This window comes from Acinetobacter sp. YH12023 (assembly GCF_013420135.1).
Classification (GTDB): domain Bacteria; phylum Pseudomonadota; class Gammaproteobacteria; order Pseudomonadales; family Moraxellaceae; genus Acinetobacter; species Acinetobacter amyesii.
On sequence record NZ_VOYU01000005.1, the window covers coordinates 201,355 to 226,542 of the forward strand.

General features: G+C 41.8%; 24 protein-coding genes. 7 read left to right on the forward strand and 17 right to left on the reverse strand.

Features of this window, described 5'->3' with window-relative positions; all coding sequences use genetic code 11:
* Positions 1–6: 6 nt before the first annotated feature.
* Positions 7–1,455, reverse strand: a complete 1,449-nt coding sequence (leuC, locus tag FTT92_RS07695) for a 3-isopropylmalate dehydratase large subunit (protein WP_180055611.1) — start codon at positions 1,453–1,455, stop codon at positions 7–9.
* A gap of 356 nt (positions 1,456–1,811) precedes the next feature.
* Between leuC and FTT92_RS07700 the strand changes: the two genes are divergently transcribed.
* A complete protein-coding gene (locus FTT92_RS07700; RefSeq protein WP_180007146.1) occupies positions 1,812–2,048 on the forward strand; it encodes a DUF2061 domain-containing protein in 237 nt (78 codons plus the stop codon).
* 129 nt (positions 2,049–2,177) lie between these two features.
* On the opposite strand, the gene FTT92_RS07705 is transcribed toward FTT92_RS07700, so the two are convergent.
* Positions 2,178–2,387: a hypothetical protein gene (locus tag FTT92_RS07705; RefSeq protein ID WP_180024477.1), complete on the reverse strand. Its 210-nt coding sequence runs from the start codon at positions 2,385–2,387 to the stop codon at positions 2,178–2,180.
* A gap of 468 nt (positions 2,388–2,855) precedes the next feature.
* Here FTT92_RS07705 and FTT92_RS07710 point away from each other — a divergent pair, with 468 nt between their 5' ends.
* Positions 2,856–3,719 carry a LysR family transcriptional regulator gene (locus FTT92_RS07710; protein ID WP_078189725.1) on the forward strand — a complete coding sequence of 288 codons (864 nt, stop codon included), beginning with the start codon at positions 2,856–2,858 and terminating at the stop codon, positions 3,717–3,719.
* Positions 3,720–3,935: 216 nt separating this feature from the next.
* On the opposite strand, the gene FTT92_RS07715 is transcribed toward FTT92_RS07710, so the two are convergent.
* The 3 genes from FTT92_RS07715 to FTT92_RS07725 all read right to left on the reverse strand — a co-directional run bounded on the left by FTT92_RS07715 (position 3,936) and on the right by FTT92_RS07725 (position 5,498).
* Positions 3,936–4,178, reverse strand: a complete 243-nt coding sequence (locus FTT92_RS07715; protein ID WP_078189726.1) for a DUF2789 family protein — start codon at positions 4,176–4,178, stop codon at positions 3,936–3,938.
* A 96-nt stretch (positions 4,179–4,274) separates the two neighbouring features.
* A complete protein-coding gene (locus FTT92_RS07720; protein ID WP_180171793.1) occupies positions 4,275–4,748 on the reverse strand; it encodes a DUF2628 domain-containing protein in 474 nt (157 codons plus the stop codon).
* Positions 4,749–4,841: 93 nt separating this feature from the next.
* On the reverse strand, positions 4,842–5,498 hold the full coding sequence (locus FTT92_RS07725; protein WP_111884093.1) for an HAD family phosphatase: 657 nt from the start codon (positions 5,496–5,498) through the stop codon (positions 4,842–4,844).
* 181 nt (positions 5,499–5,679) lie between these two features.
* On the opposite strand from FTT92_RS07725, the gene FTT92_RS07730 reads away from it, so the two are divergent.
* Together FTT92_RS07730 and ptsP are read left to right on the forward strand one after the other, a co-directional pair.
* The gene (locus FTT92_RS07730) at positions 5,680–6,159 is read left to right on the forward strand and encodes an RNA pyrophosphohydrolase (RefSeq protein WP_078192761.1); all 480 of its coding nucleotides are present in this window, start codon (positions 5,680–5,682) and stop codon (positions 6,157–6,159) included.
* 77 nt (positions 6,160–6,236) lie between these two features.
* A complete protein-coding gene (ptsP, locus tag FTT92_RS07735; protein WP_180024480.1) occupies positions 6,237–8,531 on the forward strand; it encodes a phosphoenolpyruvate--protein phosphotransferase in 2,295 nt (764 codons plus the stop codon).
* 1 nt (position 8,532) lies between these two features.
* Here ptsP and FTT92_RS07740 read toward each other — a convergent pair whose 3' ends face one another.
* Complete coding sequence (locus FTT92_RS07740; protein WP_078192875.1) at positions 8,533–8,718, reverse strand: hypothetical protein; 186 nt, start codon at positions 8,716–8,718, stop codon at positions 8,533–8,535.
* 193 nt (positions 8,719–8,911) lie between these two features.
* On the reverse strand, positions 8,912–10,573 hold the full coding sequence (locus FTT92_RS07745) for an acyl-CoA dehydrogenase family protein (RefSeq protein ID WP_180171794.1): 1,662 nt from the start codon (positions 10,571–10,573) through the stop codon (positions 8,912–8,914).
* A 91-nt stretch (positions 10,574–10,664) separates the two neighbouring features.
* Here FTT92_RS07745 and FTT92_RS07750 point away from each other — a divergent pair, with 91 nt between their 5' ends.
* The gene (locus FTT92_RS07750) at positions 10,665–11,273 is read left to right on the forward strand and encodes a TetR/AcrR family transcriptional regulator (RefSeq protein WP_180171795.1); all 609 of its coding nucleotides are present in this window, start codon (positions 10,665–10,667) and stop codon (positions 11,271–11,273) included.
* Between the two features lie 526 nt (positions 11,274–11,799).
* On the opposite strand, the gene FTT92_RS16840 is transcribed toward FTT92_RS07750, so the two are convergent.
* Positions 11,800–12,162 (reverse strand): hypothetical protein, encoded by a 363-nt coding sequence (locus FTT92_RS16840; protein ID WP_180171796.1) that lies wholly within the window; start codon positions 12,160–12,162, stop codon positions 11,800–11,802.
* A gap of 1,026 nt (positions 12,163–13,188) precedes the next feature.
* On the opposite strand from FTT92_RS16840, the gene FTT92_RS07760 reads away from it, so the two are divergent.
* A complete protein-coding gene (locus FTT92_RS07760) occupies positions 13,189–14,709 on the forward strand; it encodes a catalase (RefSeq protein WP_111884100.1) in 1,521 nt (506 codons plus the stop codon).
* Between the two features lie 81 nt (positions 14,710–14,790).
* Here the strand turns inward: FTT92_RS07760 and FTT92_RS07765 are convergent, their stop codons facing one another.
* From FTT92_RS07765 to hcaE, 9 genes are all read right to left on the reverse strand, one after another.
* Entirely contained in the window at positions 14,791–15,846 is a 1,056-nt protein-coding gene (locus FTT92_RS07765) for an MBL fold metallo-hydrolase (RefSeq protein ID WP_078192767.1), read from the reverse strand.
* 60 nt (positions 15,847–15,906) lie between these two features.
* The gene (locus FTT92_RS07770) at positions 15,907–16,848 is read right to left on the reverse strand and encodes a cation diffusion facilitator family transporter (RefSeq protein WP_180034972.1); all 942 of its coding nucleotides are present in this window, start codon (positions 16,846–16,848) and stop codon (positions 15,907–15,909) included.
* Positions 16,849–17,078: 230 nt separating this feature from the next.
* A complete protein-coding gene (locus FTT92_RS07775; RefSeq protein WP_078192769.1) occupies positions 17,079–17,981 on the reverse strand; it encodes a DMT family transporter in 903 nt (300 codons plus the stop codon).
* Between the two features lie 435 nt (positions 17,982–18,416).
* Positions 18,417–19,652, reverse strand: a complete 1,236-nt coding sequence (hcaD, locus tag FTT92_RS07780; protein ID WP_180171797.1) for a 3-phenylpropionate/cinnamic acid dioxygenase ferredoxin--NAD(+) reductase subunit — start codon at positions 19,650–19,652, stop codon at positions 18,417–18,419.
* Between the two features lie 11 nt (positions 19,653–19,663).
* A complete protein-coding gene (locus tag FTT92_RS07785; protein ID WP_180171798.1) occupies positions 19,664–20,626 on the reverse strand; it encodes a 3-carboxyethylcatechol 2,3-dioxygenase in 963 nt (320 codons plus the stop codon).
* A 65-nt stretch (positions 20,627–20,691) separates the two neighbouring features.
* A complete protein-coding gene (gene hcaB / locus FTT92_RS07790) occupies positions 20,692–21,510 on the reverse strand; it encodes a 3-phenylpropionate-dihydrodiol/cinnamic acid-dihydrodiol dehydrogenase (protein ID WP_078192772.1) in 819 nt (272 codons plus the stop codon).
* A gap of 2 nt (positions 21,511–21,512) precedes the next feature.
* Positions 21,513–21,839, reverse strand: coding sequence for a 3-phenylpropionate/cinnamic acid dioxygenase ferredoxin subunit (gene hcaC / locus FTT92_RS07795; protein WP_067763933.1), 327 nt, complete (start codon positions 21,837–21,839; stop codon positions 21,513–21,515).
* Positions 21,839–22,357, reverse strand: a complete 519-nt coding sequence (hcaF, locus tag FTT92_RS07800; RefSeq protein ID WP_067763936.1) for a 3-phenylpropionate/cinnamic acid dioxygenase subunit beta — start codon at positions 22,355–22,357, stop codon at positions 21,839–21,841. Before hcaF ends, hcaC begins: the two co-directional genes overlap by 1 nt.
* Positions 22,354–23,721 carry a 3-phenylpropionate/cinnamic acid dioxygenase subunit alpha gene (gene hcaE, locus FTT92_RS07805; protein WP_078192774.1) on the reverse strand — a complete coding sequence of 456 codons (1,368 nt, stop codon included), beginning with the start codon at positions 23,719–23,721 and terminating at the stop codon, positions 22,354–22,356. The genes hcaF and hcaE overlap by 4 nt, the downstream gene beginning before the upstream one ends.
* A 278-nt stretch (positions 23,722–23,999) precedes the next feature.
* Between hcaE and hcaR the strand changes: the two genes are divergently transcribed.
* Positions 24,000–24,905 carry a DNA-binding transcriptional regulator HcaR gene (gene hcaR / locus FTT92_RS07810; RefSeq protein ID WP_078192775.1) on the forward strand — a complete coding sequence of 302 codons (906 nt, stop codon included), beginning with the start codon at positions 24,000–24,002 and terminating at the stop codon, positions 24,903–24,905.
* The last annotated feature ends 283 nt before the right edge of the window (positions 24,906–25,188 follow it).

Sequence of the window (25,188 nt, forward strand, 5' to 3'; positions counted from 1 at the left end):
CCCTGATTAGAAGGTACGAACGTCAACGAAGTGACCAGCGATTGCCGCAGCTGCTGCCATTGCTGGACTCACCAAATGCGTGCGACCACCATTGCCTTGACGACCTTCAAAGTTACGGTTAGACGTCGATGCACAGTGCTCACCTGGTTGCAATTTGTCGGCATTCATTGCCAAACACATTGAGCAACCCGGCTCACGCCATTCAAAGCCTGCTTCAATTAAGATTTTATCTAAGCCTTCTGCTTCTGCTTGTGCTTTGACTAAACCTGAACCCGGTACCACCATGGCTTGCTTAATCGATGCCGCCACTTTTTTACCTTTGGCCACTTCAGCCGCTGCACGAATATCTTCGATGCGTGAGTTGGTACATGAACCAATAAATACACGGTCTAATTGAATATCAGCCAATGCCTGACCCGCTTCTAAGCCCATGTAGTTGTATGCACGTGTCCAGTCATTACGCTGTACATCATCTTTAGCTTGTTCTAAAGTTGGCACTGCTTGAGATACAGGAATCACCATCTCAGGAGAAGTCCCCCAAGACACTTGTGGCTCAATCTCTTCACCTTGCAACACCACAACAGTATCAAAATGCGCGCCTTCATCAGACACTAAAGTCTTCCAATATTCTACTGCAGCATCCCACTGTTCGCCCTTCGGTGCATATGGACGGTCTTTTACATAGGCAATGGTTTTGTCATCGACAGCCACCATACCCACGCGCGCGCCACCTTCGATCGCCATGTTACACACCGTCATACGACCTTCGATCGACATATCACGGAATACTTGACCACCAAACTCAATCGCGTGACCTGTACCACCTGCCGTACCGATTTTACCGATAATCGCTAAAACCACGTCTTTAGGAGTTACGCCTTGACCCAATTGACCGTCAACACGTACCAACATGTTTTTCATTTTCTTTTGAACTAAGCATTGGGTTGCCAATACATGTTCAACTTCAGATGTGCCGATACCATGAGCCAAGCAACCAAAAGCACCATGCGTTGCAGTATGTGAGTCACCACATACTACGGTCATACCCGGCAAGGTTAAACCTTGTTCAGGCCCAACTACATGCGCGATCCCTTGACGTACATCGTTGATGTCAAACTGGGCAACATTAAATGTTTTACAGTTGTCATCTAAAGTTTGCACTTGGATACGTGAAGTATCATCTTCAATACCCGCAATACCTTCAGCACGCTCCTTAGTAGAAGTAGGTACGTTATGGTCAGGAGTTGCCACGTTTGCACTTAAACGCCAAGGTTTACGACCTGCAAGCTGTAGCCCTTCAAAGGCTTGTGGAGAAGTCACTTCATGCAATAAATGACGGTCGATATACAATAATGAAGAGCCATCATCTCGTTGTTTTACTAGATGGTCATCCCACAATTTGTCATACAAGGTTTTTTTTATTTGGGTTTCCGCTTTTTGGGTTTCGCCTGCCATGTCGATTTGCTCCACTGGACTGGGTAAATTCTTTCGTTAAATCGATTATAACCACGTATTCACATAAATCTAATTTATCATTTTTATTAGTTTAAAAACTTATAGGAATGATATTTAACTGCTGATTTCCGCTGCATTTTAATCACCATTGATGCGTTCAAAACACGCTCACTTCAATACTTTCAGCAAATGAAACTTTAGAATTTTCTCCGACTTTTTGATCACTTTCTGCCATTTTTAAACAGTGATTTAGAAATTCAATGATCATAAATTGAATTATCTCTTTTACATTGCAAATAAGAATCATTACTATTAACTAATTGCCAAGATTTATCAATTTAACAAGGAGCATTCTCATGGCACACATTAACAAGTTCGTCGAAAATAATCAGCGCATGTTCAAAAAAACCTTGAGCTATTACATCATGCATATCACGGTTGCGATGTTGGTTGGTTATTACGTGACAGGCAGTATTGCAATGGCCATTACCTTAAGTTTACTAGAACCAACTGTTCAAGCGATTGCCTTTTTCTTCCACGAAAAAGCATGGGAAAAGAAAGATAAAGCAGCAGAGGAAAATATCCCCGCTTAATCCACCCCTGCTCCTTGTAAAAAAACCACCATCACGGTGGTTTTTTTAATGACCTTAAAACGTTCTTTTACTCTATCCACTTTAACTTTCTATTCATTTCATCCTATAGATTCAATTGTAGACGGATCATCAAAGCTTGGTTTTTTGCTGTAAGGCCAACTGATCATGCGCCTCAACCAATTGTTCTATCGCAAGAATCAGTTTGTTTTTTGCCGCATTACACTCGGCAGCTGCACGGTTTTCGTCGTCTTCATCATCTGCGATTTCATATATCGCACAGCGCTTTTCGACTGTCCCTTCAAAAATATCCAATAAATTTTTAATGTGTTTAATATCCATCGCCTTCTCCCTGTGAGGTACAACATCGCTAATCGATGCAGCCCTGACTGTACCTGTTGCTATTATTATTCACTGAAAAGTATGTTCCCCAAGCCATCAAAACTTGAGTTCATTTTTTGTTTTAGTTCAATGCTGAATTAAAAAGAAACGCCATCGCTCCTTTTCAAGTCAAACGGTTGAAATACTTTTAAGCCCTATATTTTTTATATTATGCATAACTCTGGTTTCGGTTTAAAAAACAACTTTGTAACAACGCATTTGAGCTAAAAACGTCTCAGCCCAATCTCGAATCGCGCGGCGATCAACTTCTCAAATAACACTATTGAACCCTGAAAATCACCTCAGATTTAACGCGTCATCTGGCTTGAACGCCTAGTTTTAAATCAAAAGATACAACTTTCCCTTTGATTTATTCTTAAAATATTATAACAATGAGACTAAGCATAAAAATTCTTTATAGGAATGAAGATGAATCTCGCAGCCTTTGAAGCCTTTGTAAAAGTTATGGAAACTGGTTCGATCTCTTTGGCAGCAGATCAGCTCTTCATTACGCAACCTGCTGTGACCAAGCGTATTCACAGTTTAGAAGAATACTTCGGTGTCAAACTTTTTGAATCCGCGGGTCGTGGTGTTCAAGCGACGCATGCAGCAAACTCTCTCTTGCCAAAAGTAAAAAGCTGGCTGAATGAGTTGGGCGATATTCACCATACGCTCAGCCATGAGCAAGGTCAGGTTCAGGGTAAACTGAAAATTGGCACCAGCCATCATATCGGCTTACACCATTTACCGGCTCATTTGCGTCAATACGTACAGCAATTTCCAGAAGTCACCTTAGATGTACACTTTGTTGATTCTGAACAAGCCCATGAGCAAGTTTTGGCTGGCGACTTAGAGTTGGCATTTTTGACTTTACCACCACAAGGTGACAGCCGTTTAAAATACATCACGACATGGAATGATCCATTGGTATTCGTGGTTGCGCCTTTCCATCCTTTGGCGCAAGTTGAACATTTAACCTTAGAAGATTTGATCCAATACCCAAGTCTTTTACCTGCGGCGCAAACCTATACCAGTCAAATTACTTTGGCTGAGTTTGAAAAGTATGGACTCAAGCCAAAAGTCACCATGAGCAATAACTCACTCGAGTCGATTCGTATGTTGGTTTCCATTGGTCTTGGTTGGTCAGTTCTTCCTAAAACCTTATTGAACCAAGATTTAAAACAACTGAATTTACCTTCAAACATGAATCGTCAATTGGGCATGGTATGGCATCCAGGCCGTACACAATCACTGGCTGCACAAAAACTGGTTGAATTGATGAAACACATCTAATTGAATGTTTTGCCTACAAAATTTAATCGTTAAAAAAGCCACCGACAGGGTGGCTTTTTGTATTGATCTGTTTGAGCGTTTAGAAAAAAGTGAATGATTTGATTTGCCAAGTGTTGAACAGTACGTGTTGAACAGTCGTTTAATTTTTTTCCAGTAAAAATGGGATCGCCTATTTCAGCCGATCCCATTAAAAAAACCAAGGAAGACCTGTCGGTTTTATTTCGTCAATGAATCTTCATGTAATGATTCATTCAATTGATCAACAATAATCGCCCACTCACCATCTGACTTAATTTTTTCGGCCAAGAACTGGCGCTGAGCATCTGTCCAATAATCTGCTTCGGTAATTTTAGTTTGGGCACTGAGTTGATGCGTCACGATAAATAAAGCAATCGCGTCTTCACTCGAATCTAAACCCAGTTGTTCAAATAGATGAGTCATGCGTGGACGTACACTCATTGTCATTCTCCCTGTTAAAACTTATTGTTTATGGATACAAAATTATTCTGTTTTAAGGATATAACATGGAATGAACACGCACTCAATTACAGAATTCTATAGCGGTGAAAATTGAATAAAAGGCAAACTGAGCATAATCATCACGACAGATTGAATAAATACCAACAATAAAGGTAGCCCCCAGTTCACTCCCCCTTCTTCAGCAAACACCTGTTCACTATATTTCGGCTGCTGCATATAGGCTTTGGTCTTTTGCACAGCAAAATCGCTATAAAGCCGCTTTCCGATCCCAGCGAGTATGAGGTTAGGAATCAAGGCTAGCCCCATCAAGACCTGATCAGGCACACCGATGATGAGTGCCAACATGCTAATCAAAAAACCAACCGCAAAGAATAAGAAGAAATAGCGGTACATCTTTCGATAGAGTAACCAATAGGGTCCAAAAATTAGCCCTGCCCAACTCAGACCATTGTTCTGTCCAACTTGTTGTTCAATGAAATTTAAATAAGATTGAGCACGTGGCCCTATAAAGATTTGAATTAAATGTTTAAAAGAAGCTTCTGTCTGCATATGGAGCGATAGTTCAAATAAGTGAGCTGAAGTTTAATCAAAAGGACGTCAAATAAAAAAGCATCTAATGATGCTTTTTTATCATATCTATTTTTAGGCTTGAATTGACCAGTCTTGAATGTCCCAACCTTGTTCTTTTGCAAGGACTTCTAAACGGTCATCTGGGTTAATTGCAAAGGCATGATCGGCATATTCCAATAGGAAGCGGTCATTAATCGAATCTGAATAGGCCCAAGATTCTGTCACATCACGACCTTCTAACCATTGATTCAAACGGACTAATTTGCCCTTTTGGTAGCACGGAGTATTAATCACTTTACCCGTATATTTACCATCCACAACTTCGGCATTGGTCGCAATGATTTCAGTAATACCAAATTCACGAAAAATCGGTGCGGTAATAAAATCAGACGTTGCGGTGATCCCGACCAATTGATGTCCTGCATCTTGATGGCGCTGAATGGCAGCAAAGCCCTCAGGACGCATTTGCGCACGAATAACTTTTTTCATAAACAACTGATGTAACTCAGTTAAGTAGGCATTGTCATGTTGGGTTAAAAACTCAAATACAAATTCGTTATAAGCAATCGGGTCAAGCTGGCCTTTTTTATAATCATCATAAAATTTGTCATTCATGGCACGATGACGAATTGGATCAACCAAGCCTTCATTGACCAAAAACTCCCCCCAAGAATGGTCTGAGTCGGTATTTAATAAGGTGTGATCAAGGTCAAACAGTGCCAATTTCATGAAAATACTCGTAAAAGCTGAAATTTAAGAAAAAAATTGTAAATCTATCTCCGCTAGTCGATAGAAATTCGTTAAGATCATAACAATTTTAACATTTTTACACTTTGCTTTTTCGAGATGGACACAGAAATAAACGTCCCCGCGAGCAAAGTCATAAATTACACAATATTTAGGTAGCCAAATGATCGATTCAGAAGGTTTCCGACCCAACGTCGGGATCATTTTGGCAAACGACATTGGACAAGTTTTATGGGCAAAGCGCATTGGTCACAATGCCTGGCAATTTCCACAAGGAGGTATCCAACATGGAGAAACCCCCGAACAGGCACTTTACCGTGAGCTGAGAGAAGAAGTTGGCTTACTGCCCGAACACGTCCAGGTGATAGCACAAACCCAAGGGTGGTTGCGCTATCGTTTGCCACATCGGTATATACGTACCGATTCAGCCCCCGTTTGTATTGGTCAAAAGCAAAAGTGGTTTTTATTGAAACTGACAGCTTCAGCACAGCATATTCAGCTTGATTTGTCAGATCCACCTGAGTTTGATCAATGGCAATGGGTCAGCTATTGGTACCCACTAGGACAAGTGGTGAATTTTAAACGCGATGTATATCGTAAAGCCATGGTGGAACTTTGCAGTCAGCTTCCACAAAAGCCGTAAAAATTTGCTGAATGGATGCAGATTTTTAGGATGAGTGTTGTTATAAATAAAGCAGAATAAATTTTGGAGCAGACACGATGTCGAACATGCAGCTGGATACATTAAGACGCATAGTCCAAGAGATTAATGCGTCAGCCAGTTTGCATGAATCTTTAGACATAATGGTCAATCAAGTGGCAGAAGCCATGCATGTGGATGTCTGCTCAATCTACTTGCTTGATGAACGAAACCATCGTTATTTACTGATGGCTTCTAAGGGTTTAAACCCTGAAGCCGTTGGGCATGTCTCTTTGCATACCAGTGAAGGTTTGGTTGGCTTAGTGGGACAACGTGAAGAAATCGTCAACCTTGATAACGCACCGAAGCATGAACGCTTTATGTATCTGCCAGAAACGGGGGAAGAAATTTACAATTCCTTCCTCGGTGTTCCGGTAATGTATCGCCGTAAAGTTATGGGTGTCTTGGTGGTTCAAAACAAAGAACCTCAAGACTTTAGCGAAGCTGCCGAATCCTTCCTCGTGACCCTATGCGCTCAGCTTTCAGGGGTGATTGCCCATGCACATGCCGTCGGCAATATCGAAGTCTTTCGTAAGCCGAATAATCTGCCAGCGTACAAAACCTTCCAAGGCATTTCAGGTTCAGGCGGTATTGCCCTAGGTCGGGCAGTTATCCTATATCCACCTGCTGACTTGGCGTCAGTCCCTGATCGTGAAGCCGATGACATTAGTGAGGAACTCGAATTACTCGACAATGCCATAGACGCAGTTCGTCAGGAAATTCAGTCGCTTGATGAAAAAATGCAAGATGCCCTCATGGCTGAAGAACGGGCATTATTTAGCGTGTTCTTACGGATGCTCGATGCCAATGCCCTCCCCGCGGAAATCAAAAGTGAAATTCGCGACGGTAACTGGGCACAAGGTGCTGTTCGCATTGTCATTGATAAACACATTGCACTGTTTGCACAAATGGAAGATGACTATCTCCGTGAACGTGTTTCAGACTTAAAAGATCTAGGGCGTCGTATCTTGGCCTTTTTGCAAGAAGCAGATGCTAGTCACCGTGAAATCACCGATGAAAGTATTTTAATTGGTGAGGAAATTTCTACAGCTGCTTTGGTTGAACTCCCAGTCGATAAAATCGCAGCGATTGTGACCACTGAAGGTGCCATGAACTCACACATGGTGATTGTGGCGCGTGCTCTCGGCATTCCAACTGTGGTTGGTGTGACTGAACTTCCGATTAACACCCTTGATGATGTCGAAATGATTGTCGATGCACATCAAGGTCGTGTATTCATCAATCCACCTCGTCGTTTACGCACACGTTATAAAGAGATTCAAAAAGAAGAAGAGCAAATTGCTAAAGATCTGAAGCAATACGAAACCAAAGATGCCATCACCCCTGATGGTGTCGCAGTTCGATTGTTTGTAAATACCGGCTTGATGATCGATGTAGTTCGCGGTGTACAACGTGGCGCCAAAGGTGTCGGTCTATACCGTTCTGAAATTCCATTTATGCTGCGTGATCGCTTCCCAGGTGAAGAAGAACAGCGCGCGATTTATCGTCAACAGCTCAGTCATTTTGCCAATAAACCCGTAGTGATGCGTACCCTCGATATTGGTGCAGATAAAGACCTGCCTTATTTCTCAATTGAAGAAGAAAACTCAGCTCTGGGTTGGCGTGGGATTCGCTTTACCCTCGATCATCCTGAGATTTTTTCAGCCCAAATTCGCGCCATGCTCAAAGCCAGTATTGGCCTCAACAACTTGCATATTTTGCTGCCGATGGTGACCAGTGTCAGCGAAGTCGAAGAAGCGTTGTATTTGCTCGATCGTGACTGGCAAGCGGTGCAAGAAGAAGAACAGGTGAAAATTACCAAACCCAAAATCGGCATCATGGTCGAAGTGCCGAGTGTGCTGTTACAGATCGATGAATTTGCTGAATTGGTTGACTTCTTCTCAGTGGGATCAAACGATTTAACCCAATATTTACTTGCGGTTGACCGTAATAACCCACGTGTTGCCAATGTCTATTCACACTCACACCCAGCCGTACTTCGTGCGCTGACTCGTTTGGTGCAAGAATGTCATAAATACGACAAGCCGATTAGTATTTGTGGGGAAATGGCTGGTGATCCACTCACCGCTATTTTATTGATGGCAATGGGCTTTAATACCCTATCGATGAGTTCGAGTAATATCCTGAAAGTTCGTAAAGCCATCTGCCATGTGCCGATGCCAGATGCAAAAGAGCTCTTGGATCGTGCCTTAAGCATGAATAATCCACTGATGGTGAAAAGCTTAATGGAGTATTACTTTAAGACTCATGGTCTAGGTGATATGGTGAAATCAGCGACACGAATAGTCAGTTAAATTATAAAAATACAGACCAATAAAAAGGGAGATAGTCATTTGAGTATCTCCCTTTTTTATGCTTGTCATAGCCACGTTTCGCATTTTTCTTTCGATCTACAAAAGTTTGGCTTTTGTTAAAATCATTCATGTGTTTTGCCACGAAGTTGCGAACTTCAACTTCTGGCAGGACTTTTTTCTTTGCCATTTGCATTCACCTTTTGCCTATACAGCACCTTCGTGCTGTAGTGCATATATTGGTCTATTTTTAGATTTTTTCAAGCACTTTCCTATGGCTTTTTGATACAGCGTAGTTAGTCCCATGTCCATAAAAAATTGTTTTCCCACATTATTCCCATCTCCGAAACCCTCTCCCATTAAGAGAGGGAAATACATTGTATTTAACTTGCGAAAGCCCGTTCCAACAAACGCTCTACATCGACCATTTTGGCATCCAACATCCCCACCACTTGCCCGTGTTTAGCGCTATAACGGCTTTGAATAAAACCATTTGCTACATAATCAGGCGCATAGCGTTTCAATAACACCGCTTGTGCAAGTACCGTTAAACGACTGACCAAACTGCGCCCCATAAATTGTAAATCTTCAGGCGATTGATGGAACAACCTGAACAAGTCCTGCAATTCTGTTTGCAAGCTTTCATCTGTACTTGCTGTACTGGCCAAATCTTTAAACAGCACCTCAATAGATTCAGGATCACGCCCAATCGCGCGCAGCACATCTAGGCACATGACATTGCCTGAACCTTCCCAAATGGTATTCACAGGTGCTTCTTTAAAGATGCGCGCCATGATGCCGTTATCGACATAGCCATTACCACCAAAGACTTCCATCATCTCACCTGTCAGTTCCACCGCACGCTTACAAATCCAAAACTTGGCTGCTGGGGTCATGATGCGTTTCCATGCCACAGACAAAGTATCATCCGATTCATAGCACTGCGCCAAATGGAAACTGAGCTGCGTCGCTGCTTCACTTTCCAAAGCTAAATCTGCCAAGACTGCTCGCATTAGGGGTTGATCAATCAGATGTTTACCAAAAGCCTGACGCTGACGGGTATAGGCAATGCATTGCACCAAAGCTTGACGCAGCATGGCGCTCGAACCGACCGAACAGGTCAGACGAGTATAGTTCGCCATTTCAATAATGGTTGGAATGCCACGCCCTGCCTCACCAATCATGATGCTCCATGCATTTTTGAATTCGACTTCCGAGCTTGAGTTACTGCGATTGCCGACTTTTTCTTTTAGGCGCTGTACCTGAATATTATTCTTCGTGCCATCTTCCAGCCAACGCGGTACGAAGAAACAGGCCAAGCCATCTTGTTCGGTTTTTGCCACCACCAAATGCGCATCACACATCGGCGCAGAGAAAAACCATTTATGCCCCGTGAGTAAATAAGCTTTACCTCGTCCTGTTTCTGCTACAGGTACAGCGATGGTTTCATTGGCACGCACATCCGAACCGCCCTGCTTTTCAGTCATGCCCATACCGAGCCAAATCGACTTTTTCTGTGCAATCGGCACATCACGTTCATCATATTCCGTCGATAGTAGTTTCTCGCCAATTTTGGCCCACAGTTCAGGTTCGCGCTGAATGAGTGGAATACTGCCGAGCGTCATTGAATTTGGACATAAATTGCCGCACTCGACCTGACCTGCTAAATAAAAACGTGCTGCCCATTCCACCCATTTTGCCTTTGAATTTGGCTGATTAAATGGATGTGCATGGGTATCAAACTGGCGATTGAGTCCCATCCATTTATGCCATGAAGGATGAAACTCGATAAAGTCAGTACGGCGACCTCGCGCATCGAAGGCATGTAAAATTGGGGTATGTTTGTTGGCTAAAGCCCCATGCTGAAAGTATTCACTCGAACCTGCCACTTTGCCCATTTCGCATAAAGTCGGCTGATCATGGCTGCCACAGCGTTTTAAGATTTCATGTAAAACCGTATCGCTTGAAAATAGATTGTAGTTTTCTAGTTCATCAAATTGGTTGCTGATTTGATGCGTCATCCATGGCTGTTCTAATGTATTCATCGTCTATATTTTCCACTTGTTCTTGTTGGCTTTTCATTTCAGTATAGAGAAAATTTAAAGCATAGACGTTCGGTTTTCAGCGCTTAACAATATGAAGAATTCAGCCATTCAGATACGGCGTAAGCCGCGTCAATCACGTGCAAAGCTCACCCAAGAAGCCTTACAGGAAAGTTTTGTTCGGCTTTTGCATGAGCGCCCTGCCGGCAAAATTACCATTCGTGAAATTACCGACCTTGCAGGCGTTGGCTTAGGGACATTTTATGAATATTTTTCTAAGAAGGAAGATTTGATTGCGCTAACCATTCATTTGCATGTGAAACACAATGCCGAACAGATGAAAACTTATGCACAATCGCTGATCAAGTTATCCACAGATTTGGATTTTCAAGAGTATTTACAGCAAATCATCCACTTTCAAATTGAGCAAATTCAAGCGCAGCAGTTTTTATGGTCCCAGGTGTTTTTATTGGAACGGCGGATTTCAGATATTGAAAGTTACCGTAAAAGTTATGTCATGATGGTGCAAATATGGCAACACATGCTTAAGCCTTTTATAAATAACGAGGAAAAGCTCAAGCCAATGGCTTTAAATATACAAAGAGTGTGTTATGGCTTTGTGTCGCAAAGCTTGTTGATCGTACCCAACTTTACTGAATGGGATGAATTAAAGCGAGATATAATTCATATGTTGCGCGATTAGACTTCGCGGACAAGTCTAATGACGTTTCAAATGCATCGGTGAATAAAATAAAGTCATGTTATTTACAAAAAAACCGGCTCTTAAACCAGTTATTTTAGATATTTAGGAAATTCATTTTTACGGTAGAAGAAAATCATTCATCACTTGGTTCATCCTTCAATAAAAGTGCTTTAGAAGTTAAGCTTTTATTGCCAGCTTACTTATCTCATTTATACGCCTTTGCAATGCTGGCCAGTTGTAAGCTCTTTAAAAATTCAGCCGTATATTTTGGACTATGGCCTAATGCACCCCGAGGATAGCCATTTGGGATCGCCTGATAACTACTGGCAATTTTTATTTGCACACTTTCTGGTAATAACTTTGAGTACCAAGGTGATCGACTAAATGGTCTGCGGCGCCTTAAACAAACATCAGTATTACGGTTAGGGTCATATATTCAATCGACTGCCGTTTTAAATAGCTTAGGGATGGCCTTAAGTCTGAATTTTTTAAAAGATTGGCTGAGGTGCTTGTTTTAACTAATTTTTTAGTTCTGATAAACAGCGTTTACGGGCTGATTTAGTAAAGACTGCATATCTGGACTAACCAGTTGATTTACATTGATCGATGGATCTGCTGCGGCTGCTCCCAACAACATGATTGGGAAAAATGCCGCTACATTGGTATCTGGATTTGGATTGGTTTCTACGTATTCAGCAATACATTCATATTGATAACCACCCGGTGCCAAGGGTATTGCAGCTTTAAGATTCAATTCAAGCGCATCTTTTTGTCCCTGAGCTGCAACCGCAATCACAGCTGCACCACCTTGACTATGCCCCATCACCATCCAGTCTTTATTAAATTGCCACGGCTTCCAAGAATGCAGTGCATGTACAGAATCCACCACATTATAAACTTAACTGACTACATTCATATGAGGGTGCAGTTTTGGCTTACCCAGTCCTTATAATCTGTTGCAACCACTACATAGCCATGCCTCAAACAACTGTCGATTGCATCATCTATGACTAGTTGCAAACTATATACAGGCCCATTGTATAATCACTTGAAGGAGCACTTGTATCAGCCACACAGTCGTGCCATGTGCTCATGCCAATACGTTCCAGTCTTGTTTAAGTGCTTATCCTTTTGGGCGTAAAATATATCCCGAGGTCAAAATGGGTTCGCCATTAACCCCCTCAACTACGATATGCGATCACGTAAGGTTGCCTAGTATGTTGAATGATGTAGGAATCGATACACGCTGGAGTGACAACACCTGACCTGATAACAATAAAGATAGGTGTGCCAACCATCACCCCATAAAGAATTTATTTACAATTTTCTAAAACAACTTAGACCACTTGCCAATATTTCTTCAGCTGTATTTTTAGCTTATTTTAAGTATTAAATAATATCTTTAATGTTGAAAAACTCTGCAATATTAACAACATAAAAATGTCTTTCATTAACTAGAATCAGCTAAAAAAACCTATATTAAGGCCAAAATCCATAATAAAAATATGGGTTTAAATATTTCGTCCTGTTCTACCTATCATAGCGATATATTTGAGTTTAATTCATCGATAAAATATTAAAACAAAATATATAAACAAATAATTTAAATTCAACAACTTGATTCATCGAATTAACCATTTATTCAAAACTATTTTTCCATTTGTAAAAAGCCACAGAAAGCTTTAGAGTCAATAAGTATATAAAGATTTTTAAGCTTTTAACGGCTACAGTTTTATAACTTCTCTTCGATTGATTGCTGCTTGAAAAATTTTAGAATAAGAGAAAAACTGTTGTCACATTGTCACTTTAAAATGAATTAACAAAACGGTTAATGTCATGTGCTGTTGAGCGTGTTATCAATTTAAAGGTTATAACTCCCAACTTTAATACATGATTATAATAATGGAGATACTCAATGAGCGACGACGTTAAAAAATGTCCTGTCACCCACCTAACAACTGATGCTGGTGCTCCTGTTGTAGATAATCAGAACAGTATGACGGCAGGTGCACGTGGTCCTTTACTTGCCCAAGACCTATGGCTTAATGAAAAACTCGGTAATTTCGTTCGTGAAGTAATTCCAGAGCGTCGTATGCATGCCAAAGGTTCTGGTGCTTTCGGTACGTTTACCGTGACTAACGATATTACCCAATATACCCGCGCTAAAATTTTCTCAGAAGTTGGTAAAAAAACTGAACTTTTTGCTCGTTTCTCTACCGTAGCGGGTGAGCGTGGTGCTGCAGATGCAGAACGCGATATTCGTGGTTTTGCCCTTAAATTCTATACTGAAGAAGGTAACTGGGATTTAGTTGGTAATAACACCCCTGTCTTCTTCCTACGTGATGCTCGTAAATTCCCTGACTTAAACAAAGCAGTAAAACGCGATCCTAAAACCAATAAGCGTAGTGCAACTAATAACTGGGATTTTTGGACTTTACTACCTGAAGCTCTACACCAAGTTACGATTGTGATGTCTGACCGCGGTATTCCAGATGGTTACCGTCATATGCATGGTTTTGGCAGTCATACTTTCAGTTTTATTAATGCCAATAATGAACGCTTCTGGGTTAAATTCCACATGCGCACTCAACAAGGCATTAAAAACTTAACCGATGCTGAAGCTGAAGCGATTATTGCCAAAGACCGTGAAAGCTCACAAACCGATCTGTTCAATGCAATTGAACGCGGCGATTTTCCAAAATGGAAAATGTACGTTCAAATTATGCCTGAACTTGATGCAGAAAAAGTACCTTATCACCCATTTGATTTAACCAAAGTATGGCCTAAAGGCGACTATCCGTTGATTGAAGTGGGTGAATTCGAACTCAACCGTAACCCTGAAAACTATTTCCAAGATGTTGAACAAGCCGCTTTTGCACCAAGTAACTTGGTGCCGGGCATTAGCTTCTCACCTGACCGTATGCTGCAAGCGCGTTTATTCAACTATGCTGATGCTGCACGTTATCGCGTGGGTGTAAACCATTACCAAATTCCTGTAAATGCACCACGTTGCCCTGTTCATTCCAACCGTCGTGATGGTCAAGGCCGTATGGATGGTAACTATGGTGCAACACCGCATTATGAACCAAACAGCTTCAGCCAATGGCAAGAGCAACCACAATACAAAGAACCACCATTGAAAATTACTGGTGATGCTGACTTGTGGGATTACCGCGAAGATGACAGCGACTATTTCAGTCAACCACGTGCATTATTCAACTTAATGAATGATGAACAAAAACAAGCATTGTTTAATAACACTGCTGGCGCAATGGGCGATGCACTCGACTTCATCAAATATCGTCATATCCGTAACTGTTACGCATGTGATCCAGCTTATGGTGAAGGTGTTGCAAAAGCATTAGGCTTAACTGTAGCGGATGCGCAAGCTGCTCGTGCAACTGATCCAGCTCAAGGTAATCCTGGCTTGCTTTAAGTTTTATCTTTGAATAAAAAAACCACCTTTTAAGGTGGTTTTTTCTTGGCATTAAATATTCCAATTACCTTCTATTAATCCTTAAACAATCAATTTTTTGCCTTCATGCATGGTTAAAAATGGATTCATTAACTTTGATGTTTTTCGCATTGCATGATGTAAGTCATGTTCAGGTTGGTCTCTAGCTTCATCAGTCAACTGAAAAGTCCGATAATGCATTGCCAATGAACATTTTGACTGTAAATCTTTATGCGCCTGAAAAGCTTCTTCGGGATTCATGTGCAAATATTTCATTAAACGACGTGGCTCATAAGCTCCAATCGGTAATAACGCTACTCGGGGTGCACCTAAGCGTGTATGGATTTGTTTGAAATGTGCGGCATAGCCCGTATCTCCAGCAAAGAAGAAATGTCCTGTACTATGCACGATGGAAAAACCTCCCCATAAGGCATGATTTTGATCTCGCCAACCACGACCTGAACCATGCTGTGCAGGCGTATAAACGATACGCAAATCTTCAAACATTTCCGATTGCCACCAATCAAGTTCAATGACATTGAAATGTGTGGGTAAATAATAAGCATTGCCTAAACCAGTATAAATCGGCATAGCAAATTGTTCATGTAACCAATTCAAGGTTGCTAAATCCATATGATCATAATGATTATGGCTCAGTAAAACCCCATGAATTGTAGGTAATTCTTCTAAGGCAATTCCTGCAGGACAAGCACGTCGTGGTCCAGTCCCTTGACGTGGGCCTGCATACTCCGCCCATACAGGATCGGTCAAAAAATTATATGGCCCAATTTGAATCAAAACCGTCGCATGTCCGACAAACCAAACCAACCAATCATCCATTTTAGCCAATGGCCGATTGTGCGGAATGCTACGCGAAGAAGCAAAAAACTGTTGGTATTCTTGCTCACGATCTACTTTCCATGTATCGCTTTTACGCGTCATGATCCATTTCAGCATATCTTTACGCGTAAACGCATCTGGATTTCGAAGGGTATTAAAGAATTTTTCCCCATTAAAATGGTCAGTTGCCAGATAATCAAATACAGGCTTCGTCCACGTATGTTTCATACAGCTTTTAGTACTGATTTGAAACTGTGCTGATTGAGTTTTTTGATTCATGTGTATTTAAAATTCATTCACTATGCTGACAAACCTTGCAAAGTATTTAACCTCGCAGACCTATTGATCAAGACGACCTTTCATGCGCTCAAGCCAAACCTTCCGAGATTGAGGCTTGACAAAGAGTGCCACAATTTCAGGATGAAGCTGTTTAATTTGTGCTTCAATTCTGTTGACACAAGCTTCTATATCATCTGACGTTAAATTATCTTTAAATTCAAGACTCAAAGATGCCAAAACTTGATGTGCACCCATCTGCTCTGTTAACACCCCATTGGCAGAATGCACTGCTGGATCTTGCTCTGCAACCATCAAGACATTATGCCTCAATTGTGGGTCAGCAGTTTCTCCCATGAGCAATCCTTTAGTCTCACGTGCAAGTAAAATTGCTGAAATAGCGAGTACAACCCCAATTAGAATTGATGCCAGACCATCAAGCATTGGCATATTCAGCGCGTGTGATAAATAGATACCGATCAGGGCAATAAACAGACCAATCAGCGCTGCTGAATCTTCAAATAACACGGTAAATGTCGTCGGATCTTTACTCCGTCGAAATGCTTCAAAATAGCCCTGTTTCCCTTTGATTTTACGAAATGCTTTGAGTGCCACAAACCAAGACGTCCCTTCACACAAAATCGCAATACCTAATACGATATAGTTAATCATCGGATTTTGCATTTCTTCGGGATGATAAATATGACTAACCCCTTGATAAATCGACACGATCGCACCCAAAGCAAAGACCATCAACGCCACAATAAAAGCCCAAAAATACAGCTCTCTCCCATAGCCAAACGGATGGCGTGCATTTGCTGGCTGCTGCGATTTTTTCATACCGTAGAGCAGTAAGATTTCATTTAAAGTATCAACCACAGAGTGAATAGCTTCACTCAACATGGCCGAACTATTCGTGATATAGGCAGCGACAAACTTCACCAGTGCAATCGCTAAATTGCCGAAGAGCGCTGCATATACCACGATTTTGTTAGATTCAGACATTTAAAATTGTCCTAAATTTATTTTTATCAAACAGATCTATTTGATTTTATAGCTCATTCCATAGTACTCAAACTGACTGTAGCTGTTGTTTGTTATTTTGTTGTTTTTACACCAACTGTCGATTGTTTCGACAATGCCATCATGTTCCATGTGAAAAACGCTCTTTAGCGCAAAGGGATAGAAAAAAAAGGAAGCCGCAGCTTCCTTATAATTCTGTAGATGTACACGGTTCAACGTACTTTATTAAAATATTGCTCGCGCCATTCTTTCCAAAAGTACATCACAATACCAAACATCACGACCACGATTCCAACAAAGGCATTGGAGCTAATATGTTCACTGTTCAACGTAGCTCCCAAAACCAATGCTATGACAGGTGTCATCACATTACTGAGTGACACCGTTGATGCGGCCAAACGTTTGATCAGCCAGAAGTAACACAGCATTGCCACAATGGATGACATGATCATGGTAAAGACAAATCCAATCATTGCACGGCCGCTTGGCAATTCTGTTGGAAAATGCTGCCAGATAAAAGGAATAATGAGCATCGATCCTAAAGCAGAAACAATCAGGGAACCGGTTGCCTGTGACATCGGCTTTAACGGTGCGTTAATCTGTTTCACCCAAAAAATCGAACTGATATATGACACCATACTGATTAGCATCAGTACAACGCCAATTGGATTGACTTTGCTATCAGCAGAATCTGCAAAGACAAAAGTTAGACCACCCACTGCAACCGCCATGCCCAACCACTGCAAAGCGACCAATTTATGTGTTTTTAATATTACATGCCCAATCAAACCGGCAATTAAGGGTGAAAAACCAAAAATCAGTGCCATTAAACCAGAGGTGAGATAATTGGCTGCCAGATAAATAAACAACTGTGCGCCAATCAAATTCAAACTCCCTGCCACATAACTTTTTAATGAGGTTTCATCAAACGGCAAAGGATCACGCATCAATTTCAACAGAAACAGCGCAATAATAGATGCGCCGAAGTAACGGATAATCAACACCCACATCGGATGTATTTCCTGCACACTCCACACAATCGCGAGCGGCGTCGTCGCCCAAATCAGTACCAAAAGAGCATATATACTTGCCGTCAGCGGCAGTGAAGATTTCATTTCATTCTCAAATTTGATTGTTCTAACGACTGAACCTGAAACCCACTATTCAGATCTGGAACTACTCGTAAGACCATTAACTAATAAAGTTTAAGACCAATTATTGTTCTCCCCGTTATCAACTAAATTGGAGGCGTTATGAATGCCACCCGATCGTTTGGGGTATAAGGACTTCTCTTCAAACGATCAATAATCTCCCCTAACCACTCTTAAAAAAAGAGGAGGGAAACATCTAAACGAAATCCATTCTTCACAAAGACTACTCCCTCCTTTGAAAAAGGAGGGCTGGGGAGGATTAAAACCGTTGAATAGATCTACATAAGCTAAAACTATATACATGGACTACAAAATAGCTTTATAAGTGCGACGCTAAAACTAAAGACATAAAAAAACAGACCTACGTTACCGTAAGTCTGCTCCTCTTAGACATTCAGCTTACTTTACAAGTTTACGTAAATCTTGGCTTAAATCTAAATATTTATCCGCTTCAAACGCCGCATTCTTGCTAATCAATTTTTTCAAATGACGCATTTCTTTCGCAGCATTCACCGTAATACCACCAACAATGACACCGTCAGTTACACCAAACAATACAAATGAAGACTCAGCCGCCAATTCAGGTTTAATTTCACCACGAACGATCCATTCGCTTGCAGCCATATCACCTACAAATTGATAGTTGATATTCAATTGATCTGTCCAGAACCACGCTGGATTTGGGGTTGGATGTTCAACACCCATTACATGACGAGCAAAGATACCTGCTTGCAAGTTCGCATTTTCCCAAGTTTCGACACGACGGTGGTTACCACAGTCACGAAGCTGAGTCGCAACGTCACCCGCTGCATAAATATCTGGATGCGAAGTTTGGCAGTTATCATTCACTTTAATGGCAAAATCAACGTCTAAACCTGCATCAACCGCAAGTTGAGCATTTGGCACAATGCCAATACCATAGATCACTGCATCGGCACGAAGTTCTTCACCGCCTTCAAGCGTGATCACCACTTCTTCGCCATCAAGCTTACAGTCAGCAATAGAAGTCGAAAGACGAACATCTACACCTGCAAGACGTTGTTGAGCCAATAAGAATTCGCTCAATACGCGTGGAGATGAACGCCCCATCACCATTGGACCCATTTCAATCACGGTCACGATACAGTCTTTAGAACGTGCTGAAGAAGCAAGCTCAAGACCAATCACACCACCGCCGATCAATACAATACGGCGACCCGCTTGTAATACAGGCACCAATGCTTGTGAATCTTCAAGGTTACGTAAGGTATAAACGTGTTTACCCAAAGCATCGAAATTCGGTAAACGGCGTGCTGCACCACCGGTTGCTAGAAGCAACTTGTCAAATGCAACAATTTCGCCATTTTTCAGTTCAACTGTTTTTGCATCGCTATGGATTTTCACAGCGCCATTGCCACGAATATGTTCAACACCGAGTTCTGCCAATTTTTCTTCTGACAGAATTTCGATTTTGGTCTCTTCAGGTTTTAGAATTACGTCTTTAGACAAAGGCGGACGTTCATAAGGAAGATGTGTTTCATCACCCACCAAAATGATTTTGCCTTCATACTTGTTCGCACGGAGTTCTAAAATGGCGCTAGCACCAGCTTGACCAGCTCCAACAATAACGATGGTTTCGATACCATTTTGGCTCATGGGTTTGTTCCTTATTTCAATTCTGCAGATACGATGCCGAAGCCCGCAATCCACTCACTAATATCTTCGTAGCAATGTGTTGTCATGTCGTATTCGCCCACTTCATGTAGTGCAGCAAAAGCAGCCATCCAAGAACGAACTTCTTGACCACCACGACCGCCTTCAACACGAATTTCAGCTTCAGTCATCGCTTCAATTGCAACAAAGTCAGCTTTGGCAAACGTCTCAAGCAATGCGCGATCCCATTCAGGGTTTAAAGGCACTGCGACAGAAGTATCACCCGCTGCGAGTTTTTGACCGACAGCAATGATTTTGCCTTGACGTGTATTACGTGCCTCTTCAGTTGGATTACGACCTGCAATCAGGAACTCTTCCACTTCTGGTGGAACTGAACCCATTTGCGGCGTTGGTGGATCATGAGACAAACCACCTGTACCCAAAACAAGTACACGTTCATTCTCTAAGTTCAATGATTTAATGAACTGACCGACTGCACGACCCAAAGCGACTGTACGCTTGGTTGTTGGCATCGGTGCAGCTGCACCATTGATAAAAATTGGAATCGTTGGATAACGATCGAGCTTGCCACCACAAAGGAAATGTAATGGTTGAGTCACACCGTGGTCTGCTTGCATACGATAAGAGTATGCAACATCGACACCTTCATCCAATACGCGACGAACCAGACTGATTGCTGTTTCTTCAGGCACATTAATGTGGTCATTGTCTTTACCATAATCCCAATCACCTGCTGCTTTGGCACGAATACCGACGCAGAAAGATGGCATGAGGTCATAGAAGAAACCATTGAAATGGTCTGGACCAAAAGTAATGATCAATGTTGGATTATAGTCTTCAACTTCTTTAGCAAGTTTGGCAAAAGTTTCGCGAACTTTTTCCTCTTTGTATTTCTCTTGCGGAGAAGCGAATTCCATTAGGGGACTGTGCGATGCACAAATAAGTTTAACGGCCATGGGTGACTCCTAAACGGAAGGCAGCCAAGACGGCTGCCGAGTAAGTCCTTTACGTATTTGGCGAATTAAATCTCGTCAAAGAAGCCAGCACGTGGTTGACGTAAACCACGGATACCCAGACCACATTCAGCATTAATTAAAACACCAGTTAATGGGCGGTTGTTTTGACGAGAAGCCAATAACACGTATGAACCAGTCATATCTTCAGGTTCGGGTAAGAAATTGAGCGGCATGCCGCGTGCAATCTTCTCAGGATCACGTGCATCGAGTAGACCGAGGTTTTCTTGGCCTAAAGAAGCAGCACCTTTGATGTTTACATTCATACCCGACGGAGCAACAGCGTTCACTCGTACTTTAGGCGCAAGCTCGTAGGCTAATTCTTTCATGATCCCAACGCCAGCATGCTTAGACGCTGTGTATACAGGGCCTCCGCCTGCCGAATACAGTGCTGAGTTAGACAAAGTAAATATGATAGAACCTTCTGAAGCTATCAATGCATCAAGTGCAGCTTTGGCACCTAAGATGAGAGATTTGGTGTTAATACCCATAATCTCATCAAAAGCTTTTTCCAGCTGTTCACCCGATGTATTGACGATATCTGCGTAATGATCCCAGATACCTGCGTTTCCGACGAAACAGTCAAGTTTGCCATAATGTTCTACAGTTGCTTGAACTGCGCGAACATTATCTTCATAGCTGGCTACATCTCCTGCGATCGCAAGCACGCGGTCACCAAAATGTTCTTTCAATGCATCAACTTTCGATTGAGAACGTTGAAGAACAGCAACTTGTGCACCTTCTTCTAAGAAACGTTCAACCAATGCCCAGCCTAAGCCTGAACCACCACCGGTAATAAGTGCAACTTCGCCTTGTAGCCAACCCATGATTACTCTCCTGCCATCTCTACGTATAAAGCACCATCTTCAACAATCACAGGGAATGTTTTGATAGGATCTGTTGCTGGTAAGCATAATGCTTGACCAGTTTTCAAACAGAATCGAGCCGAATGAAGTGGACATTCAACAGTGCCATCATCTTCAAGGTAACCTTCAGACATTGAAGCATTACCATGTGAACAACGGTCGTTCATCGCGAAAAATTCGCCATTGTTGTTGAATACTGCAAGCGCATCGATACCGTTAACGCCGCAATCTACTTTCAATGCTTCGCCTTCGTCTAATTCGTCAACTTGGCAAACAAAAATCTTATTCATTAGAAGAACACGCTCAGGTTATGTGAGTTGTAAGTCACCTGATCAAGGGTAATCTTACGGTTGAAGATTTCGAAACCTTGCTCAGTGTCGACTTTGCGGATCTTGTCGTGACGCTTACCACAGTAGATTGTTACATCTTTCTCTTTCTGGGTACGGTACAACAAGTACGTTACGTAAACGTCGTATTCGCCTTCAACTTCAGTCGCTTCAACAATCACATTTGAAACCATGTGTGTTGTACGTGAAGGAGGTTCTTCAGCCCAAGCCATACCTGTCTCTAAACGAGCTACACGGCGTTCCAACAAATCTTTAGTATCGTTAAATACCCAAGTTGTTGGCGGCTCAATCGAACGACGACGGTCACGTGTTTGCGCGTTTGGTGTTGTACGTAACGTATAAGAAATATCTTCAGCTAATACAGCTAACCAATCGCGGAACTTCCAATCGTCAAGCAATTTTGCTTCACGATAAAGAAACTGACTAATTTGGTGATGGAGTTCTAAACTAATTTGACTCATTTCATAAGCTCCTTCTCATATTCGTCAGCCGCAGCTTCAACGTCTTCCCATTTTTCATGAATCAATAAATCTGCCCAACGGCGGTACATACCACGTGCTGCAGTCTCAGAGAAAATATAGTTAGTGATACCCGGGATACCATCTTCACGTACTTTCTCGTTGCCTTTACCCATTTCCATAATGAGTTTGTTTTGACGTGCTTTATAACCACGTAATACTTTTTGGATTTCGATCCAGTTTTCAGAGTCATCTTGCTCTAGGAAACCAGCAGGACCGAAGGCACGTGTTGCAGAACGTTCAAATGCTGCTTGTACATCTTCTGGCGCGTCCGCATCACAGATACAGAATGCCCATACTTCAGTCTTGTTTGGACCACGTGGGTGCCATACACGAAGCGTTGCAGTACCGTTCAACCAAGATAGTGTTGGGAACATGGTGTTGTGACCAGCAAGACGCAGTGCACGAGTTTCACCTAGGCGTTCTTTCACTTCTTCATACGTTTCACGGAAGTAGTTTGCTACTTCACCATCCACCCATACGTTTGCGTCTGGTTTCTCAGTGAAGAAGAAGCCTGAACCGTGACCACGTGAACCGTATTGGATCGCGTCTTTGGCAGTTTCCCAAACTGGACGGGCAGTTTGTGCAGCACCTAATTTCTTAGAAGATTCATCATCTGGTTTAGCACCAAGCACCTGAATCGCAGATGCATGAGAGAACAACGCGTGGTATTGGTCAGAAGCGAACTGTTCAGCTGCAAATTTCCAGTTACAGTCGATTTCCCATTTGTGTACACCACCAACGATCACAGTACCACCTTCACGACGGTCTACAACGCCGTCCAGGTACCAAGCGATATCGCCCATGTATTCTTCTAGATCTGGAGTTGTTTCATCCCAGCAGCCGAATACTAAGCCTTTGTATGATTTAACGCGGTTAACTTCTACCAGACCCCATTGCTCTTTACATGCACCATGTGGGTAAGCACGATCTTCAAGCGGGATATCTTTTAGAGAACCGTCAATACCGTATGACCAGCCGTGGTATGGGCAAGTGAACGCACGTGTATTACCACAGTCCGCGAAGCTCACACGCATAGAGCGGTGACGACATTGGTTTAAGAATGCTTTGATTGAGCCATCTTTTTGACGTGCCACGATGATTGGATCTTCACCCATATAGGTATTGAAGAAATCGCCGGCTTTAGGAATTTGGCTCTCATGGCATAGGAATAACCATGTACGACCGAACACACGTTCTAATTCAAGTTCGTAGATGTCTGGATCGGTATAGATAGATGGCGTGATACGTCCATTTTGTGCATCGACTAAAGCATCGATTTCGCGCACATCAATTTTTCCACTCATGAAAAGCTCTCCTGTGACCATAAGGCACAAAGTAATAGACTCAACTTTTCAACGATGATGGATTTTAGAGCGATATTCGGGAAATATTTATTTTGTTTTAATTAAGAGATTTTATGGATTATTACGGTAGATTTTTTTTATAGTATTTTTTTTAAATTACCGAGAACACCATTTATTTCGTGAATGGCAAAATAATCCTCACGCAATAGTTGTTTATAGATTATACTGAACGAACTTCTAAGTAAGACATTTTTTGGATTACTCCACGGGTTGATTATATGGAATTACGACACTTACGCTACTTCATTACTGTTGCTGAAGAACTCAATTTCAGTAAAGCTGCGTTAAAACTTTATACTGCTCAACCTTCTTTAAGCCAACAAATTAAAGATCTTGAAGAAGATGTCGGCGTAAAATTGTTGCACCGGACTAAACGCAAAGTTGAGCTCACAGAAGAAGGTGCCGTATTTCTAGAACAAGCACGTTTGACACTAGCTCAAGCAGACAAGGCCGTAGCGATGGCACGTCAGGTTTCACAAGCCAAACAACAGATGCTGCGCATTGGTTTTGTGCCTGTCGCAGAGATGAAAATCTTCCCATACGTCTTGCCAAATCTGCGTGTTCAAAACCCAGAACTCAAAATTGAATTACTTAGTTTAAATAATCGCGATCAGATGAAATTACTGCAAAAAGGTGAACTAGATATCACTTTTACTCGCAATAACTTTCATAGCGACGAAATTGAAAGTCAGTTTGTACTACGTGAACCATTGATCTTTATTTTACCCAAAGATCACCCTTTAGCGAAGTACGAACGTATTCCAGTTAAAGCATTGAATGGTATTGATTTTATCATTCCTGCACGCGAACAATCAGGCACATTGCATGAAGCCATTTTAGACTTTGCTTCTAACCATGGCGTTCAATTTAATATCGTGCAAAAAGCCGACAATATCCTGTTTAACATTAACTCCATCGGCATGGGCTTAGGCTGCACGATCCTACCGGGATACATCGCGCCATTAACCATGAACAATACTGTGATTCGTCCTTTAGATGTCGAATTACCGTATCTAGACCTGTACGTAAGTTACCGAAAAACGGCGAGTTCTGTGGCTGTAGATAAATTCCTTGAACTGCTAACCAAAGTTTTTTATCTCGATATCAATCGCGAACAGCGTTAATTTTCGCCAAGTCATAATTTATAGATATAGCACCATTATTTTTAAAATGAATAATGGTGCTTTTTTTATGGCTAAAAAGTCGCTTTTTTAATCGTTTAAATGTTTTAATCGACGCATTTTATCTATCATACATATCGACTTGATGGAAAATAACTTATAAATTTTAGTTTAGACATTGATAAAAATTGCTAAAAATAGCCGATTTACAACTTAAGTCTAATAAATAATTCCCCTTCCCCAACCATTTAGATGAGCTTATTTTATGCCTTTTTACTGATTTAGA

What these genes read in the sequence shown, in the direction of transcription:
- leuC (WP_180055611.1), bottom strand. Translation starts at nt 1,455, where the DNA reads ATGGCAGGCGAAACCCAAAAAGCGGAAACCCAAATAAAAAAAACCTTG.
- FTT92_RS07700 (WP_180007146.1), top strand. Translation starts at nt 1,812, where the DNA reads ATGGCACACATTAACAAGTTCGTCGAAAATAATCAGCGCATGTTCAAA.
- FTT92_RS07705 (WP_180024477.1), bottom strand. Translation starts at nt 2,387, where the DNA reads ATGGATATTAAACACATTAAAAATTTATTGGATATTTTTGAAGGGACA.
- FTT92_RS07710 (WP_078189725.1), top strand. Translation starts at nt 2,856, where the DNA reads ATGAATCTCGCAGCCTTTGAAGCCTTTGTAAAAGTTATGGAAACTGGT.
- FTT92_RS07715 (WP_078189726.1), bottom strand. Translation starts at nt 4,178, where the DNA reads ATGAGTGTACGTCCACGCATGACTCATCTATTTGAACAACTGGGTTTA.
- FTT92_RS07720 (WP_180171793.1), bottom strand. Translation starts at nt 4,748, where the DNA reads ATGCAGACAGAAGCTTCTTTTAAACATTTAATTCAAATCTTTATAGGG.
- FTT92_RS07725 (WP_111884093.1), bottom strand. Translation starts at nt 5,498, where the DNA reads ATGAAATTGGCACTGTTTGACCTTGATCACACCTTATTAAATACCGAC.
- FTT92_RS07730 (WP_078192761.1), top strand. Translation starts at nt 5,680, where the DNA reads ATGATCGATTCAGAAGGTTTCCGACCCAACGTCGGGATCATTTTGGCA.
- ptsP (WP_180024480.1), top strand. Translation starts at nt 6,237, where the DNA reads ATGTCGAACATGCAGCTGGATACATTAAGACGCATAGTCCAAGAGATT.
- FTT92_RS07740 (WP_078192875.1), bottom strand. Translation starts at nt 8,718, where the DNA reads ATGGCAAAGAAAAAAGTCCTGCCAGAAGTTGAAGTTCGCAACTTCGTG.
- FTT92_RS07745 (WP_180171794.1), bottom strand. Translation starts at nt 10,573, where the DNA reads ATGAATACATTAGAACAGCCATGGATGACGCATCAAATCAGCAACCAA.
- FTT92_RS07750 (WP_180171795.1), top strand. Translation starts at nt 10,665, where the DNA reads ATGAAGAATTCAGCCATTCAGATACGGCGTAAGCCGCGTCAATCACGT.
- FTT92_RS07760 (WP_111884100.1), top strand. Translation starts at nt 13,189, where the DNA reads ATGAGCGACGACGTTAAAAAATGTCCTGTCACCCACCTAACAACTGAT.
- FTT92_RS07765 (WP_078192767.1), bottom strand. Translation starts at nt 15,846, where the DNA reads ATGAATCAAAAAACTCAATCAGCACAGTTTCAAATCAGTACTAAAAGC.
- FTT92_RS07770 (WP_180034972.1), bottom strand. Translation starts at nt 16,848, where the DNA reads ATGTCTGAATCTAACAAAATCGTGGTATATGCAGCGCTCTTCGGCAAT.
- FTT92_RS07775 (WP_078192769.1), bottom strand. Translation starts at nt 17,981, where the DNA reads ATGAAATCTTCACTGCCGCTGACGGCAAGTATATATGCTCTTTTGGTA.
- hcaD (WP_180171797.1), bottom strand. Translation starts at nt 19,652, where the DNA reads ATGAGCCAAAATGGTATCGAAACCATCGTTATTGTTGGAGCTGGTCAA.
- FTT92_RS07785 (WP_180171798.1), bottom strand. Translation starts at nt 20,626, where the DNA reads ATGGCCGTTAAACTTATTTGTGCATCGCACAGTCCCCTAATGGAATTC.
- hcaB (WP_078192772.1), bottom strand. Translation starts at nt 21,510, where the DNA reads ATGGGTTGGCTACAAGGCGAAGTTGCACTTATTACCGGTGGTGGTTCA.
- hcaC (WP_067763933.1), bottom strand. Translation starts at nt 21,839, where the DNA reads ATGAATAAGATTTTTGTTTGCCAAGTTGACGAATTAGACGAAGGCGAA.
- hcaF (WP_067763936.1), bottom strand. Translation starts at nt 22,357, where the DNA reads ATGAGTCAAATTAGTTTAGAACTCCATCACCAAATTAGTCAGTTTCTT.
- hcaE (WP_078192774.1), bottom strand. Translation starts at nt 23,721, where the DNA reads ATGAGTGGAAAAATTGATGTGCGCGAAATCGATGCTTTAGTCGATGCA.
- hcaR (WP_078192775.1), top strand. Translation starts at nt 24,000, where the DNA reads ATGGAATTACGACACTTACGCTACTTCATTACTGTTGCTGAAGAACTC.